Genomic DNA, 15,503 nt, shown 5'->3' with positions numbered 1-15,503 from the left:
GGCCTGAACCACACAACAAGGGGAATGACCATGAAAAAGTACCTTGCGCTGTGCCTGAGCAGCGCCCTGCTGGCCGCCGCGCTGCCACTGCCTGCGGCAGCCGCCGAAGGCAAGTATCCCGCCAGGCCCGTCACCATCGTCGTGCCGTTTGGCGCGGGCGGCATCGCCGATGCGCTGCCCCGCATCGTCGGCCAGGAACTCAACAGCAAATGGGGCGTGCCGGTCATCATCGAAAACAAGGTCGGTGCCTCCGGCAACATCGGCATGGACTTTGTCGCCCGCGCCAATCCGGACGGCTATACGCTGGCCCTGGCGCCGGCGGGCAACCTGACCGTGAACCCGCTGCTCTATACCAAGCTGCCGTTCAACACCGCAAAGGACTTCGCGCCGGTGACCATGCTGGCCACCTCGCCCAATGTGCTGGTGGTCAACGACAAGGTACCGGTCAAGAGCTTCACCGAACTGGTGGCCTATGCGCGCCAGCATCCGGACAAGCTCAACTATTCCTCGCCCGGCCCCGGTAGCGGGGCCCACCTGGCGGGCGAACTGCTGAACCAGTCGGCCGGCATCGTCACGCGCCACATCCCCTACAACGCCATGGCTGCCGCAGTCAACGACGTGGTGGCGGGCAACGTGGACATGATGTTCGCCGGCGTATCCACCGTGCTGCCGCATATCCAATCCGGCAAGCTGCGCGCGCTGGCGGTGGCCGGTCCGCAACGCCTGCCGCAACTGAAGGACGTGCCCACGGTGGCCGAGAGCGGCTATCCGGGCTTTGACGTGACGTCCTGGTATGGCATCGTCGCGCCGGCCAAGGTGCCGCCCGCGATCCTCGACCAGTTGCAGGCCGACATTGCCGCCGTGCTGCAAAAGGAGTCCGTGCGCCAGAAGTTCGCCGGCCTGGGCGTGGAGCCCGCCGGCTCGAACCGCGCGGATTTCACCCAGGCGATCCAGCAGGAAACCGCAAAGTGGGCGGCCATCGTCAAGCAGGCCGGCATCCAGCCCATCCAATAAACAGAGGAGACATCATGCAATCCATAGACATCACCTATTTGAACGGCCCTGACGTGCGCGCGCTGGCGCTGACCGATGCGGAAATCCTGGCCGCGGTGCAAAGCGCGCTGGACGCCCAGGGACGCGGCAAGACCGTCATCGAACCCCGCATGCACCTGGTGCCGGAGTCTTCCGCCAAAGGGCACTTCAATGTGCTGCGCGGCTACATCGAGCCGCTGCACGTCGCGGGCGTGAAGGTGGTCAGCGACTTCGTCGACAACTACAAAGTCGGCCTGCCTTCGGAGATGGCCCTGCTCAATCTGTTCGATCCGGTCAACGGCAAGCCGTTGGCCGTGGTCGACGCGACCGCCATCACCGACATGCGCACCGGCGCCGTCACCGCGCTGGGCGCCAAGTACCTGGCGCGCAAGAACAGCAAGGTGCTGGGGCATATCGGGTCGCGCGGCACTTCCTATTGGAACGTGCGGCTGCTCGACAGCCTTTACGACTTTGACGAAATCCGCGTGCACTCGCGCCGGCCGGAAAGCCAGCAGGCCTTTGGCGAGCGCCTGTCGCGCGACCTGGGCAAACCGGTGAAGGTCGTCAATGACTGGGAATCCTGCGTGCGCGGCGCCGACATCGTGGTCGAAGCCTCGCGCCTGCCTGAACCCACGCCGCTGCTCAAGACCGAATGGATCAAGCCGGGCGCCCTGGTTATGCCCTACGGCACCATGAGCGCGGTGGAACTGAGCCTGACCGACATCATGAGCAAGGTGGTGGTCGATGACTGGGGCCAATGCCGCAAGGGGCTGCCCTATGGCGCGCTGCGCGCCCACGTCGACAGCGACCGCATCACGGAAGAAAACCTGCACGCCGAACTGGGCCAGATCGTGGCGGGCCTGAAGCCGGGTCGCGAGCGCGATGACGAAACCATCCTGTTCTGGCACCGCGGCCTGTCCACCACCGATATTGCGCTGGGCCACGCCATGCTGGAAAAGGCCCGCAATATGGGCCTGGGCCAGACCTTGAAATTTGCCTAGGCGCAGCGCCATGGATCTCATTACTTCGACGCGCATGTACGACGTGGCGCCCGCGGCGCGGGCTGCCTGGCATGCGCTGCTGCAGGCCGCGCACGCCAGCGCCGGACTGGAGGTGCGCTTCGTCGAGCACGGCTGGCCCACGCCCATCGGCGAACTCTGGGAACGGCCCGGCCTGTGCGGCGTCTTCATGTGCGGCTGGCCCTACGTCAACGCGCTGCAGGCGGGCCGGGCCTTTGCGGCGGTCGCTGCGGTGGTGCCGGACTGGCCGGCCTACGAAGGCCTGCCGCGCTATCGCAGCGAGTTCCTGGTGCGCGCCGACTGCGGCTGGTCCTCGCTGGCTGATGCGGCCGGCAGCCACTATGGCTGGATGGTGCGTGACTCCCAATCGGGCTGGAATGCGCCGCGCGCGGCGCTGGCCGGGCTGGCCGCGGCTGGCGGCTCACTGTTCGCAGCGTCCAAGGGGCCTTATGGCAACCCGCGGGGCCTGCTGCGCGCGCTGGCTGACGGCGAGATCGACCTGACCGCGGCCGACAGTTGGTACCTGGATCTGCTGCGCGCGCACGATCCGGCCGCGCTGGCCGGACTGCGCACGCTGGCGTATACGCCATGGACGCCGAATCCCCTCCTGGTGTCCGGACCCGACGTGGCCCCGGCCGCCACGCAGGCCCTGTCGGATGCCCTGCTTGCCATGCACGAGAATCCGGCGCACCAGCCGCTATTGCGCGCGGCGCATGTCGCGCGCTTCGCCCGCCCGGATCCGGCCGCCTACTCTGTCCTGGGCGACATGGCGCAAGCCGCCGTGACGGCAGGCTATCCCGAGATACGCTGAAACCGGCGCAGGCCCCGCCTTTCCAGGCGGGGCGGACTGCCTCTTTCCCCTGGCGCGGCGGCGCTTTAAAGAATTATTAAAACCCCGTGCCGACAATGCCCTCCTGCGACGGCTGGCCTTCCCTGGGCCGCCGGCAACACGCACATCAAGCAATGGAACATGGCGCTGATCCGTCCGGACCGCGCGGGAGATGCACTCATGAAACGCCTGCAAGGCATGGAATTGTTCGCCGAAGTGGCGAAGGCGCATAGCTTCAGCCGGGCCGCCGCGACGCTCGGCATGCCCACCTCCACGGTGTCGCGCCACGTGGCCGAACTGGAACGCTCGGTGGGCCTGCGGCTGCTCAGCCGCAACACGCGCCGCGTGGAGCTGACCGATGCCGGGCGGCTGTACTTCGAACGCTGCCGCCGCATCGTGGCCGAAGCCGAGATCGCCCACGAGGAACTGCGCGAGCAACTGGAACTTCCCAGCGGGCCGCTGCGCGTCCAACTGCCCGCGGCGTATGCGCTGGACGCCTTGATGCCCGCCCTGGTGGCATTCGGCAGCCGCTACCCGGATATCCGGCTCCAGATGAGCGTGGCCGGACCCGAGTTCGCCGAGCACCCGCCCGAGATCGGCGACGTCTCGATCCGCCTGGGCGAACTGCCCGACTCGTCGCTGGTGGCGCGCCGCCTGGGCGTGGTCCATGCCGGCCTGTACGCCTCGCCCGCCTACCTGGCCGCCCGCGGCATGCCTGTCGGCCCCGCGGACCTGGCGCGCCATGACTGCATCGGCCTGCGCGCCGGCGGCGGGCAGCCCGCGCCCTGGCCGCTACAGCGCGGCCGCGAGCAGTTGCTGGTTCCGGTGGAGCACCGCTACGGCGCCAACGACGCCTGCATGGCCAGGCAGCTTGCCGTGTTGGGCGCCGGCATCGCGGCGCTGGGCGGCGACGAAAGCGGCCGGCTGCGCTCGGGCGAGCTGGCGCGCGTGCTGCCGGCCTGGAGCCTGGGGCCGATCGAGGTCCACGCCGTGACCGAAACCCGTTTGCTGCCCGCCCGGACCCGGTACCTCATCGATTTTCTGGCGGACTACCTGGACAATCCGGCGCATGGCCTGGCGCCAGAACTCCGGATTCGCCGGGTGGCATAACCCCGTCACAATATTGCATCGGCAGATGATGCGACCCTCTTTTTCCGGGCGGCACGCCCTTGCCGCCCTTCCCCCGCCCCTGGCGCCGCCCTCCACCGTGTAAACTCCCCCCTTTTTGACTCTGGTGGTATGTTGCAGGCCCCACAGCGCACAGGTTTAAGCGGCCCGACGCTCATTCGCTTGCTGACTCGCCTGACGGATGTCGATGTTCCGCAATCCAGGCAATCGCTCTCGGACCATCTGAGCCAATGGCTCGGCTGGACGGACGCGATCGCGCTCTCCGCGGCGCTGAACACCAGCCCGCCGGTGATCGCCCCCGGCGCCCGCATGTTCAGCAGCGCCGAAGAGCGCGAGTGCGAACGCGTGCGGACCACGCTGGCCGACGCCATCGCCAGCGACACCGCGGCCACGGCCGCCAAGCGGCGCACGCCGGGACAAGCGCCCGCGCCCGCCAAGCAACTGGCGGCGCTGGCCGAGGCCGACGCCGATTACGCGAATTTTCGCCAGCGCTATCTGTCGTTGCAGCACACGATGGAAACCGCCGTGGGCAATTTGCGCAGCCGGCTGCGCGGCATGGTCGCAGCCAAAAACGGCGAAATGACGCGACTGGCGGTGGTCGACGCCATCATGGACCGCGCCCTGCTGCCCAAGGAACGCGCGCTGTTCGGCGCGATTCCGAAATTGCTGCAAGGCCATTTCGAGCGCCTGCGCGACGCGGAGGCCGCGGCCCTGGCCGAGGCTGCCGCATTGGCGCAAGCGCAAGCCCAGGGCGAGACCGAAGCCGAGGCGCAAGGCGATGCCGCGGTCGAGACGGGCGCGGCGCCCGCTCCGACGACGGCATCGATAACGCCGGGCGCCTGGCTGGACACGTTCCGCAAAGACATGCGCAGCGTGCTGCTTGCCGAATTGGATGTTCGTTTACAACCGGTCGAAGGGCTGCTTGCCACCCTTCGCGCCAGCTAACCGGGACACTATGTCCAAATATCTGACTAATCTCGTAGTTTTCTTGGCGGGTCTGGCCGTCGTGGGCTGGATCGGCGTGGGCTATGCGGGCACCAACCCGCTGGCGCTGGCCGTGACCTTGCTGATAGCCGTCTGTTACCTGGCCGGCGCGCTGGAACTGCTGCGCTACCAGCAGGCGACATCCTCGTTGACGCGCGCGCTCTCGGGCCTGTCCGAAGCGCCCGGCAATCTGGGATCCTGGCTGGACCAGTTGCCGCCGGGCCTGCGCAACGCCGCGCGGCTGCGCATCGAAGGCGAGCGCGCGGGCCTGCCCGGACCGGCGCTGACGCCGTACCTGGTCGGCCTGCTGGTGCTGCTGGGCATGCTGGGCACTTTCCTGGGCATGGTCGTGACCCTGCGCGGCACCGGCCTGGCGCTGGAAAGCGCCACCGATCTGGCCGCCATCCGCGCCTCGCTCGCCGCGCCGGTCAAGGGCCTGGGCTTTGCCTTCGGCACCTCGATCGCCGGCGTGGCCAGCTCCGCCATGCTGGGCCTGCTGGCAGCCCTGTGCCGCCGCGAACGCGTGCGCGCCGCGCAACTGCTGGACAGCAAGGCCGCGACCACGCTGCGCGTGTACTCGCAGGGCTATCAGCGCGAGGAATCCTTCAAGCTGCTGCAACGCCAGGCTGAAGTCATGCAGCGCCAGGCGGAAGCCATGCCTACCCTGGTGGACAAGCTGCAAGCCATGATGAGCGACATGGCCCGCCAGAACCAGGCCCTGAGCGACCGCCACATGGCCAGCCAGGACGCGTTCCAGGGCAAGGCCGAGGCGGCCTATTCGCGCCTGGCCGCCGTCATGGAACAGTCCATGAAGGAAAGCGTGTCGCAAAGCGCGCGCTCGGCCGGCGCCGCCCTGCAACCCGTGGTGGAAGCGACGATGGCCAGCCTGTCGCGCGAAACCGCTTCCCTGCAGGACACGGTGACGCAAGCCGTGCAGCGCCAACTGGAAGGACTGACCTCGGGCTTCCAGGCCACCACCAGCAATGTCGCCGGCATCTGGAACCAGGCCCTGGCCGGCCAGCAGCGCGCCAGCGAGGCCCTGTCCCAGGACCTGCGCGCCTCGCTCGACCACTTCGCCCAGACCTTCGAACAGCGCTCGGCCGCCCTGCTGGACAGCGTGTCCTCGCGCCTGGAGGAATCGTCGGGCAGCATGTCGCAAGTCTGGACCCAGGCGCTGTCGCGCCAGGAGCAGGCCAGCGAAAAACTGGCGGGCGACAATCTGCAGGCCCTGACCGCGGCCGCAGCCAGCTTCGAGCAGCATTCGGCCTCGCTCTTGCGCACGCTGAACCAATCGCACACCTTGCTGCAGTCCGAGCTGGCCTCGCGCGACCAGCAGCGCCTGGCCGCCTGGACCGACACCCTGGGCGCCATGGGCGCCACGCTGCGCCAGGAATGGGAACAGTCCGGCGCGCAGGCCGCCGAACGCCAGGAAGCCATCAGCGCCACGCTGGCGCAGACCGTGCGCGACATCACCGCGCAGGCCGAAGTCCAGGCCCGGCTGCTGGAAGGCGTATCCGCCCGCATGGAAGCGGCCGCCAACGGCGTCTCGGAACAATGGGCCACCGCGCTGGCACGCCAGGAACAGGCGGGCGAAAAGCTGGCAGGCGACAACCGGGAGGCCCTGGCCGCCGCGGCCGCCACGTTCGAACAGCATTCCGCGGCCCTGCTGCAGACGCTGGACCAGTCACACACGCAATTGCAGGCCGCGCTGGCCTCGCGCGACCAGGAACGCCTGGCCGCCTGGACCGGCACGCTCACCGCCATGGCCGCTACGCTGAGCCAGGAATGGCAGCAGGCTGGCGCCGACACCGTGGCCCGCCAACAGGTCGCCAGCGATACGCTGGCCCAGACCGCGCGCGACATCGCCGCCCAGACGCAGGCCCAGGCCGGCCTGCTGGAAACCGTATCGGCCCGCCTGGAAACGGCGGCAGGCAGCGTCACCCAGGCCTGGACCGAGGCGCAAGCCCGCCAGGAACAGGTCAACGCCAAGCTGGCTGGCGACAACCAGCAAGCGCTGGAAACCGCCGCCGCCACCTTCGAACAGCATTCCGCCGCGCTGCTGCAAACGCTGGACCGGTCGCACGCCGAATTGCAAACCGCGCTGGCCTCGCGCGACCAGGAACGCCTGGCCGCCTGGACCGGCACACTGACCGCCATGGCCGCCAAGCTCGGCCAGGAATGGGAACAGGCCGGCACCCAGGCCGCGCTGCGCCAGCTGGAAGTCAACGACACCCTGGCCCAGACCGCGCGCGACATCACGGCCCAGACCCAGGCTCAGGCCGGCCTGCTGGAAAGCGTGTCGTCACGCCTGGAAACGGCGGCCACTGGCGTCACCCAGGCCTGGACCGAGGCGCAGGCGCGCCAGGAGCAAGCCAACGCCAAGCTGGCCGGCGACACCCAGCAAGCGCTGGAGACCGCCGCCGCCACCTTCGAACAGCATTCCGCCGCGCTGCTGCAAACGCTGGACCAGTCGCACGCCGAATTGCAGGCCGCGCTGGCCTCGCGCGACCAGGAACGCCTGGCCGCCTGGACCGGCACGCTCACCGCCATGGCCGCCAAGCTCGGCCAGGAATGGGAACAGGCCGGCACCCAGGCCGCCCTGCGCCAGCTGGAAGTCAACGACACCCTGGCCCAGACCGCGCGCGACATTACCGCCCAGACCCAGGCTCAGACTGGTCTGCTGGAAAGCGTGTCGGCCCGCCTGGAAACGGCGGCCACCGGCGTCACCCAGGCCTGGACCGAGGCGCAGGCACGCCAGGAGCAAGCCAACGCCAAGCTGGCCGGCGACAACCAGCAGGCGCTGGAAGCCGCCGCCGCGGCATTCGAACAACACTCCGCCGCCCTGCTGCAAACGCTGGAGCAATCGCAGACGGACCTGCAGAATGCGCTCGCCGCCGAGGACGAAGCGCGCCTGGAAGTCTGGACCGGCAAGCTCGGCACGATCGCCGACTCGCTGCGCACCGAATGGGAACAGACCAGTTCCTACACCGCCAACCAGCAGCAGCAGATCTGCGACACGCTGGCCATCACGGCACAGGACATCAGCGCGCAGACCCAGGCCAGCGCCAACGACACCATCGCCGAGATCGGCCGCCTGGTGCAGGCCGCCTCTGAAGCGCCGCGCGCCGCCGCCGAAGTCATCGGCGAACTGCGCCAGAAGCTCTCCGACAGCATGGAGCGCGACAACGACATGCTGGAAGAACGCAACCGCCTGCTGGAAACCCTGGGCACCCTGCTGGACGCCGTCAACCACACCGCCGCCGAGCAACGCACGGCCGTGGACGCGCTGGTATCTTCGTCGGCGGAGCTGCTGGACCGCGTCGGCACGCAGTTCACCGAACAGGCGCAGGCCGAAACCGGCAAGCTGGCCGAGGTGGCCGCGCAGGTCGCCAGCGGCGCGGTCGAAGTGGCCAGCCTGGGCGAGTCCTTCGGTACTGCGGTGCAGCTCTTCGGCGAATCCAACGACAAGCTGGTGGCGCACCTGCAACGCATCGAAGCGGCGCTGGACAAGTCCATCGCGCGCGGCGACGAGCAGCTCGCCTACTACGTGGCGCAGGCCCGTGAAGTGGTGGACCTGAGCATGGTGTCGCAGAAGCAGATCATCGAGAACCTGCAGCAGCTCGCTATTCAGCGCGCGACGGCCGGAGCGGAAGCGGCATGAGCGAGGACATCGACGGCGGCGTAGAGCCCACAGTCCCGGCCTGGGCTGTCTTCGGCGACCTGATGTCGGTGCTGCTGGGCGCCTTCGTCCTGATCCTGGTGAGCGTCGTTGCCGTGCAGTTGCAGCTGTCCACCCAGCTGGAGGAAGAGGTCAAGCAGCGCCAGGTCGAAACCCAGCGCCGCGAAACGCTGGAGCAGGCGCTGGCGGGTCCGCTGGCCGCCGGCCGCGTGACCCTGATCGACGGCCGCATCGGCATCAGCGGCAGCGTCCTGTTCGCCCTGAACTCGGACCAACTGCAGCCCGAGGGCCGTGAAGTCCTGAAAAGCCTGATCGAACCCCTGTCTGCCTATCTGAAGTCGCACAACGAGATCCTGATGGTCAGCGGCTACACCGACGACCAGCAGGTGCGCGAAGGCAACCGGCGCTTCGCCGACAACTGGGACCTGTCGGCGCAGCGCGCCCTGACGGTGACGCGCGCGCTGATCGACGAGGGCGTGCCTTCGTCGGCCGTATTCGCCGCGGCCTTCGGTTCCGAACAGCCGGTGGCCTCCAACGCGGATGAGGACGGCCGGTCCAAGAACCGCCGGGTCGAAATCGCGCCCATCCCCAAGCCCTCCAGCGACGCCGGGACCTCGCATGGCCAGTGACGGCACCCGCGGCGAAATCATCGACGCCCGGGCCATGCTGGACGCCTGGCGCGAGGCTGGCGCCGACCGTGTGGCCCCGGTCCGCTTCCAGTTCATGGACGCGCTGCAACGGCGCGCAGCCGCACAGGGCGGCGAAGCCCGCAGACTGCTGGACGCCAAGCTGGCGGCGTTGACCCAGGCCTACGAGGCCGAGCTGGAAGGCGCGCCCGTGGATGCGGCCGAATATGCCCCCGCGCCGGCTTCCGCCATCCCGGAACCCGGACCGCTGGCGGCGCTGACGGCTTATATCGCCGATCCCGGCACCGACGCGCGCGGCGCCGCCGACCTGCGCGCCACCTATCCTGAACTGCAAACGCTGGAGTACTTCCGCGGCGTCTGGTCGCGGGTCAGCGCCGACCGCCAGGTGCGGCAGTCGCAGGAGCAGGTGCACAAGAACGCCGGCCCGCTCAACTCCAATCAGCTGGTGCACCGCGCGCTGTCGCTGATGCGCGAAGTGTCGCCCGGCTATCTGCAGCAGTTCCTGTCGTACACCGACGCGCTGATGTGGATGGAGCAGGTGCACGCCGCCATCGCGCCCCCGCCCAAGGAGGCCGCGCCTCGCGCCGGCGCCAAGAAGACGGCGCGCGGCAAGGGCCGCTAGCCCCCTCCCGATTTGCGCCCTGCCGCCCATCGGCGGTAAGATACGATCCATATACAAACCATATATGGATCATTCACTCCATGGGCATCGTCAAGATCTCCGAGCAGATGCATGAGAACCTCCGCGTCGCCAGCGGCGCGCTCAGCCGCTCCATCAATTCCCAGGCCGAACACTGGATGCGCATCGGCATGCTGTCCGAGCTCTACCCCGAACTGCGCCACGCCGACATCTGCCAATTGCTGATCCGCATCGAACAGGCCGAGGGCTTCGCCATCGCATCCTTGTCCCAAGGCTTGCCACAGCCAGCCCAGCAGGAGGCCGCGTAAATGGCGAAGAAGGTTTCCATCAAGTCCGCCGCCGACATCGAAATGGCCCGCAAGGCCGGCGCCATGGCGGCGGAAGTGCTGCACATGATTGCCGAGCACGTCCGCCCCGGCGTCACCACCGATGAGCTGGACCGCATCTGCCACGACTACATCGTCAACGTCCAGAAGGCGATACCCGCCAACGTCGGCTACCACGGCTTTCCCAAGACCATCTGCGCCTCGGCCAACCACGTGATCTGCCATGGCATCCCGTCGGCCAAGGTGTTGAAGAACGGCGACATCCTCAACATCGACGTGGCCGTGATCAAGGACGGCTGGTTCGGGGACACCAGCCGCATGTACTACGTGGGCCAGCCCAGCCCGCTGGCGCGGCGCCTGGTCAACACCACCTACGAAGCCATGCGCGCCGGCATCATGGCCGTCAAGCCCGGCGCGACGCTGGGCGATATCGGCCACGCCATTCAGACCGTGGCGCACCGCGAGCACTTCAGCATCGTGCGGGAATACTGCGGCCACGGCATCGGCCAGATCTATCACGACGATCCGCAAGTGCTGCACTACGGCCGCCCCGGCGAAGGCATGGTGCTGCAGCCCGGCATGATGTTCACCATCGAACCCATGATCAACGCCGGCAAGCCCCAGACCAAGCAACTGCCCGACGGCTGGACCGTGGTCACCAAGGACCGCTCGCTGTCAGCGCAATGGGAGCACATGGTGGTCGTGACCGAGACCGGCTATGAAGTGCTGACGCCTTGGCCGGACGGCTTCGGCGACTATCCGCCCATCCCCTGAGAAAGAGGCGAAGCGGCGCGCGCGCCTTGCCCATGGCAAGGAACGGAGTGCCGGAGGACAAGGGCACGATCATGATCGTGCCCTTGTCGTTTCCGCCGTCCGCGCCCCATGCCCGCCCTGCCCTCAGCGTTCCGCCGCCTGGCCGCCTCCAACCTGGCCGCCCAATTCTCCGAACAGATGGCGCTTGCGGCCGCCCCGCTGGTCGCGGTGCTGGCGCTGGGCGCCAGCGCTGCCGAGACGGGCTATCTGCAGACGGCCCAGACCCTGCCCTTCCTGCTGCTGTCCCTGCCCGCCGGCGTGCTGGCCGACCGGATGTCACGGCGCGCCCTGATGACCGCCGCCGAATGCGTGCGCGCCGCCAGCCTGCTGGGCCTGCTGGCGCTGCTGGCCACGGGCGGACTTAATCTGGGCTGGCTGGCCGCGCTGGGCTTCCTGGGCGCGGTGGGCACGGTCGCCTACAACGTGGCCGCGCCGGCGCTGGTGCCGCGGCTGGTCCCGCCCGCCGGACTTGCCAGCGCCAACCGCTGGCTGGAACTGGCCCGCAGTACCGCTTTTTCCGCAGGGCCAGCCGCCGGCGGCGCGCTGGTCGGCTGGATGGGCGCGCCCTCGGCGTATGTGCTGGCCACCGTGCTGTCGATGCTGGCGGCCCTGCTGCTGGCCGGCCTGCCCCACGACACTCCCGGCCCAGCGCCGCGCCGCCGCGTGCTGGAGGAACTGCGCGAGGGCGCGGCGTTCGTCCTCACGCATCCGCTGCTGCGCCCGGTGCTGGTGACCGCCGTATTCTTCAATACCGCCTGGTTCGTGCTGCAGGCCATCTACGTGGCCTACGCCATCGAACGGCTGGGCCTGTCGGCCACGGCCGTCGGCCTGACGCTGGGCGTGTATGGCGGCGGCATGGTGGCCGGCGCCTTGCTCGCGCCCTGGCTCGCACAGCGGCTGAGCTTCGGCGGCATGATCGCCGCCGGCCCTCTGGCCGCGCTGATCGCAAGCGCCATCCTGCTCTCCACGCTGGCGTTTCCGTCCGGCGCGTGGGCGGCAGCGGGCTTCTTCCTGTTCGGTGCGGGTCCCATCCTCTGGACCATCACCACCACCACGCTGCGCCAGGCAATCACCCCCAACGCCCTGCTGGGCCGCGTGTCCGCCGTCATCCTGACCGCCACCTTCGGCGCCCGCCCGGTTGGCGCGCTGATCGGCGCCGCGCTTGCCGCCCGCGCCGGCGTCGAAGCCTGCCTGTGGGTATCGACCGCCGGCTTTGCCGTGCAATTCGTGGTGCTGTATACCTCGCCGGTGCTGCGCCTGCGCACCCAGCCCGAAGCCGGCGCCTATTGAACGCTGTTGCGCACGCAAAACCGGCAATCTGTATCTGTGCGCGCCCGCCGCCGCCCGCTAGACTGCCCCGGTCAGTCAACACGGCGGCGGCAAGATGCTGAAGATCCTGGGTAAAGCCTCATCCATCAACGTGCGCAAGGTGCTCTGGGCCTGCGCCGAACTGGAGCTGCCTTTCGAGCGAGAAGATTGGGGCTCCGGGTTCCAACCCACCAGCGAGCCCGCCTTCCTGGCGCTGAACCCGAACGCGATGGTGCCCGTCATCCAGGACGGCGACTTCGTGCTGTGGGAGTCCAACAGCATCATCCGCTACCTGGCCGCGCAATACGGCGGGCTGGACCTGTACCCCGCCGAACCCAGGCTGCGCGCCCGCGTCGACCAATGGATGGACTGGCAGGCCACCGACCTGAATCGTTCCTGGAGCTACGCCTTCATGGCCCTGGTGCGCGAATCTCCCGCCCACCGCGACCGCGCCGCGATCGAAGCGTCCTGCCGCGAATGGGCGAGCTTCATGGCAATACTGGACCGGCGCCTGGAACAGGCCGGCGGCTACGTCGCCGGCCCCGCGTTCTCGCTGGCCGACATACCGGTCGGCCTGTCGGTGAACCGCTGGTTCAGCACGCCCTTCGACAAGCCGCGATTGCCGGCCGTCGCCGCGTACTACGACCGCCTCGCCGAACGCGCAGGCTACCGTCTGTACGGCCGCAACGGCACGGCCTGACCGCCCAAGCGGCTACTTCACCACCCCGCAAACCAGCCGGCCGCCCCCGCCGCCCAGCGGCGCCGGCGTATCGCTGTAGTTGTCGCCGCCCACGTGCACCATCACCGCGCGGCCCTTCACATCGGCCAGCTTCAGATGCGGCGCCACCACCGCCTTCGTCGCCGTGCCGTCGGCAGCGACCACGATGAACGGCAGATCGCCCTGATGCCCGTCAGTCGCCATCGGCCCCTTGTGCGCCTTGGTGCCCTTGGGATCGAAATGCCCGCCCGCCGCGCCGCCAGCCGCCATCTGGTTGTTCACCATGCCAGGCTCGCACGAACCCTTCTCATGCACATGGAAGCCGTGCTCGCCGGGCGGCAGGCCCTTCAGATGCGGCGTAAGCTGCAGCCCGCCTTTGGTGTCCTTGAGCGTGATCGTGCCAGCGCTCTTGCCCACGCCGTCCACGCTCAGGAACGACATCGACACGTCTTCCGCCAGCGCCGCGCCAGACGCGCCTGCGAACGCAAGCGCCGCGACCAGCATCGAGATTTTCTTCATGGGGTGCCTCCAAGATACGCGCCCGCAGCCCGCGGACGCCCGGTGGTGCATGGACGGCCCGTGCCGGCCATGCCGGAAAAAACAATAGCATTTGGGTCAGGGCGTCTGCCAGCAATCTTCGTTCCTGATACAAACGCAGATCTTGCAAAAAAGAGCCATCCCGCCACATTCGCGCGAGCGCGCAAAACCCCGACGACACACCCAACGTACGTCAATTGCGGCCGTCCGGACGGCCGCAATTGACGGGCATCGCAAGACTCGAAACCGAACCCGGCTCTAGCGGCGCATCAAATCTGTACGCACGTAGCCCGTCGGCGCGGGCGCCTGGGTGGCGAGCAACCTCGATGCGCCCGAGGGAATCTGAAGGGAAGGCCGCAGGCCTGGACGAAGATGACGACGGGGCAGTCCGGAGCGAAGGCTCCGGACCGCAATCGTGGGCGCTCGCCACCCAGGCGCCCGCGCCGACGGGCGGCCTACGAAGCGCAGAAAACGGCAGTCAAATCCCGGGCAACCGCATCACCCTCGAACCAGCAACACCACAGCATGCAGCGCCACCCCTATCAACCCGCCCACCAAGGTGCCATTGAACCGGATGTACTGCAGATCCTTCCCCACGCTAAGTTCCAGCTCATCCACCAGATGCCGTTCATCCCAATTCTTCACCGTGCGGGAAATGTGCTCCGTGACCCCGCTACGCAAGCGCCCCGTCAACCTCCGCGCCCCGCCCAGCACGTGATTGTTGATCGCCTCCCGCAACCCCGGATCCTCCCCCAGCTTGCGCCCCAAGGCCAGCAATGCGCTCTCCAGATGCCGCGCCAGCGCCGAATCCTCCGATGACAGATCGCGCCTCAGCGCCGCATGGATATCGTCCCACAGCCCCTGCACGTACTCCTGCACCTTCGGATGATCGATCGCCCGCTGCTTCAGCGCCTCCACCTGCGCCGACAAGGCCGGATCATCCTTCAGCCGCCGGATGTAATCCTGCACCCAGGCTTCATAATCCCGCCGCACCGGATGCCCAGGCTCGGACAGCACGTCCCGCAGTTCCTCCACCAGCGCCCGCGCCAGCCGGTCCGCCAGATTGTCGGCAATTCCGTCCACCGACTTCACCACGTCCACCGCCGCAATGATGCGCGGCCATTCCTTCTTCGCGAACTTCACCAGCAGGCTCGAGGCCCGCGCCTTCACGTCCTCGTCGCCCAGATAGCCGCCCAGCCGCTCCAGCGCCGCGTCCAGCAGCTCCTGATGCCGCCCGTCACGCGTCAACAGGCCCAGCACCTCGCCTGCCGTATCCGCCGCGTCCCAGCGCCGCAGGTTCTTCACCACGAACTCCTGGATCACCCCGCGCACCGCCCGGTCGTCCAGCAGGTCCAGCGTCTGCAAGGCCACATTGCGCGCCCCCTCGCTCAAGGCCCGCGCCTGCCGCGGGCGCCCCAGCCAGCGCGCCAGGCGCGCCGCGGGATCGAACACCCGCAGCTTCTCCATCAGCGTGTCCGGATCCAGGAAATGGTCGCGCACGAACACCGCCAGGTTGTCCCCGATGCGGTCCTTGTTGCTGGGAATGATGGCCGTATGCGGAATCGGCAGCCCCATCGGCCGGCGGAACAGCGCCACCACCGCGAACCAGTCGGCCAGAGCGCCCACCGTGGCCGCCTCGCAGAACGCCCGCACCCAGGCCCAGGCGCCCTGCCCGCCCATGACGTGACTGGTGATGAAACCGCAGACCATCGCCACCAACAGCGCCAGCGCGGCGATCTTCATGCGCCGCAACTGCGTGCGGCGCGCTTCGGAAGCCAGCGCGGAATGCGTGGCGGCGGAACGGGGCATCTCTGTCATGGGGTCTCCGGAAACGACAGACCCA

General features: G+C 68.5%; 14 protein-coding genes. 12 read left to right on the top strand and 2 right to left on the bottom strand.

Annotated elements, in window-relative coordinates; genetic code table 11:
* The first annotated feature begins 30 nt into the window (after positions 1-30).
* From IB258_RS08470 to IB258_RS08415, 12 genes are all read left to right on the top strand, one after another.
* Positions 31-1,014 (top strand): tripartite tricarboxylate transporter substrate binding protein, encoded by a 984-nt coding sequence (locus IB258_RS08470; RefSeq protein ID WP_119449434.1) that lies wholly within the window; start codon positions 31-33, stop codon positions 1,012-1,014.
* Positions 1,015-1,028: 14 nt separating this feature from the next.
* Complete coding sequence (locus tag IB258_RS08465; protein ID WP_054456417.1) at positions 1,029-2,033, top strand: ornithine cyclodeaminase family protein; 1,005 nt, start codon at positions 1,029-1,031, stop codon at positions 2,031-2,033.
* A gap of 10 nt (positions 2,034-2,043) precedes the next feature.
* On the top strand, positions 2,044-2,862 hold the full coding sequence (locus tag IB258_RS08460; protein ID WP_192352436.1) for a phosphate/phosphite/phosphonate ABC transporter substrate-binding protein: 819 nt from the start codon (positions 2,044-2,046) through the stop codon (positions 2,860-2,862).
* A 198-nt stretch (positions 2,863-3,060) separates the two neighbouring features.
* Positions 3,061-3,990: a LysR family transcriptional regulator gene (locus IB258_RS08455; protein WP_175213526.1), complete on the top strand. Its 930-nt coding sequence runs from the start codon at positions 3,061-3,063 to the stop codon at positions 3,988-3,990.
* Between the two features lie 129 nt (positions 3,991-4,119).
* Positions 4,120-4,953 carry a DUF3348 domain-containing protein gene (locus IB258_RS08450; protein ID WP_192352435.1) on the top strand — a complete coding sequence of 278 codons (834 nt, stop codon included), beginning with the start codon at positions 4,120-4,122 and terminating at the stop codon, positions 4,951-4,953.
* A gap of 10 nt (positions 4,954-4,963) precedes the next feature.
* Positions 4,964-8,653, top strand: a complete 3,690-nt coding sequence (locus IB258_RS08445; RefSeq protein WP_192352434.1) for a DUF802 domain-containing protein — start codon at positions 4,964-4,966, stop codon at positions 8,651-8,653.
* Positions 8,650-9,300 (top strand): OmpA family protein, encoded by a 651-nt coding sequence (locus IB258_RS08440; protein ID WP_054456414.1) that lies wholly within the window; start codon positions 8,650-8,652, stop codon positions 9,298-9,300. Before IB258_RS08445 ends, IB258_RS08440 begins: the two co-directional genes overlap by 4 nt.
* The gene (locus tag IB258_RS08435) at positions 9,290-9,940 is read left to right on the top strand and encodes a DUF2894 domain-containing protein (protein ID WP_192352433.1); all 651 of its coding nucleotides are present in this window, start codon (positions 9,290-9,292) and stop codon (positions 9,938-9,940) included. The genes IB258_RS08440 and IB258_RS08435 overlap by 11 nt, the downstream gene beginning before the upstream one ends.
* 80 nt (positions 9,941-10,020) lie before the next feature.
* Complete coding sequence (locus tag IB258_RS08430; RefSeq protein WP_054456412.1) at positions 10,021-10,266, top strand: ParD-like family protein; 246 nt, start codon at positions 10,021-10,023, stop codon at positions 10,264-10,266.
* Positions 10,267-11,058, top strand: coding sequence for a type I methionyl aminopeptidase (map, locus tag IB258_RS08425; RefSeq protein ID WP_054456411.1), 792 nt, complete (start codon positions 10,267-10,269; stop codon positions 11,056-11,058).
* Positions 11,059-11,166: 108 nt separating this feature from the next.
* Positions 11,167-12,387, top strand: a complete 1,221-nt coding sequence (locus IB258_RS08420; RefSeq protein WP_192352432.1) for an MFS transporter — start codon at positions 11,167-11,169, stop codon at positions 12,385-12,387.
* A gap of 94 nt (positions 12,388-12,481) precedes the next feature.
* Positions 12,482-13,105 (top strand): glutathione S-transferase family protein, encoded by a 624-nt coding sequence (locus IB258_RS08415; RefSeq protein WP_192352431.1) that lies wholly within the window; start codon positions 12,482-12,484, stop codon positions 13,103-13,105.
* A gap of 12 nt (positions 13,106-13,117) precedes the next feature.
* On the opposite strand, the gene sodC is transcribed toward IB258_RS08415, so the two are convergent.
* Positions 13,118-13,642 (bottom strand): superoxide dismutase family protein, encoded by a 525-nt coding sequence (gene sodC / locus IB258_RS08410; protein WP_054456408.1) that lies wholly within the window; start codon positions 13,640-13,642, stop codon positions 13,118-13,120.
* A 516-nt stretch (positions 13,643-14,158) separates the two neighbouring features.
* The gene (locus IB258_RS08405) at positions 14,159-15,478 is read right to left on the bottom strand and encodes a DUF445 domain-containing protein (RefSeq protein ID WP_082401160.1); all 1,320 of its coding nucleotides are present in this window, start codon (positions 15,476-15,478) and stop codon (positions 14,159-14,161) included.
* Between the last annotated feature and the right edge of the window lie 25 nt (positions 15,479-15,503).

Source organism: Achromobacter sp. ACM02 (assembly GCF_014851605.1).
GTDB lineage: Bacteria > Pseudomonadota > Gammaproteobacteria > Burkholderiales > Burkholderiaceae_B > Achromobacter > Achromobacter aegrifaciens.
This window is presented reverse-complemented; position numbering and strand designations above follow the sequence as displayed.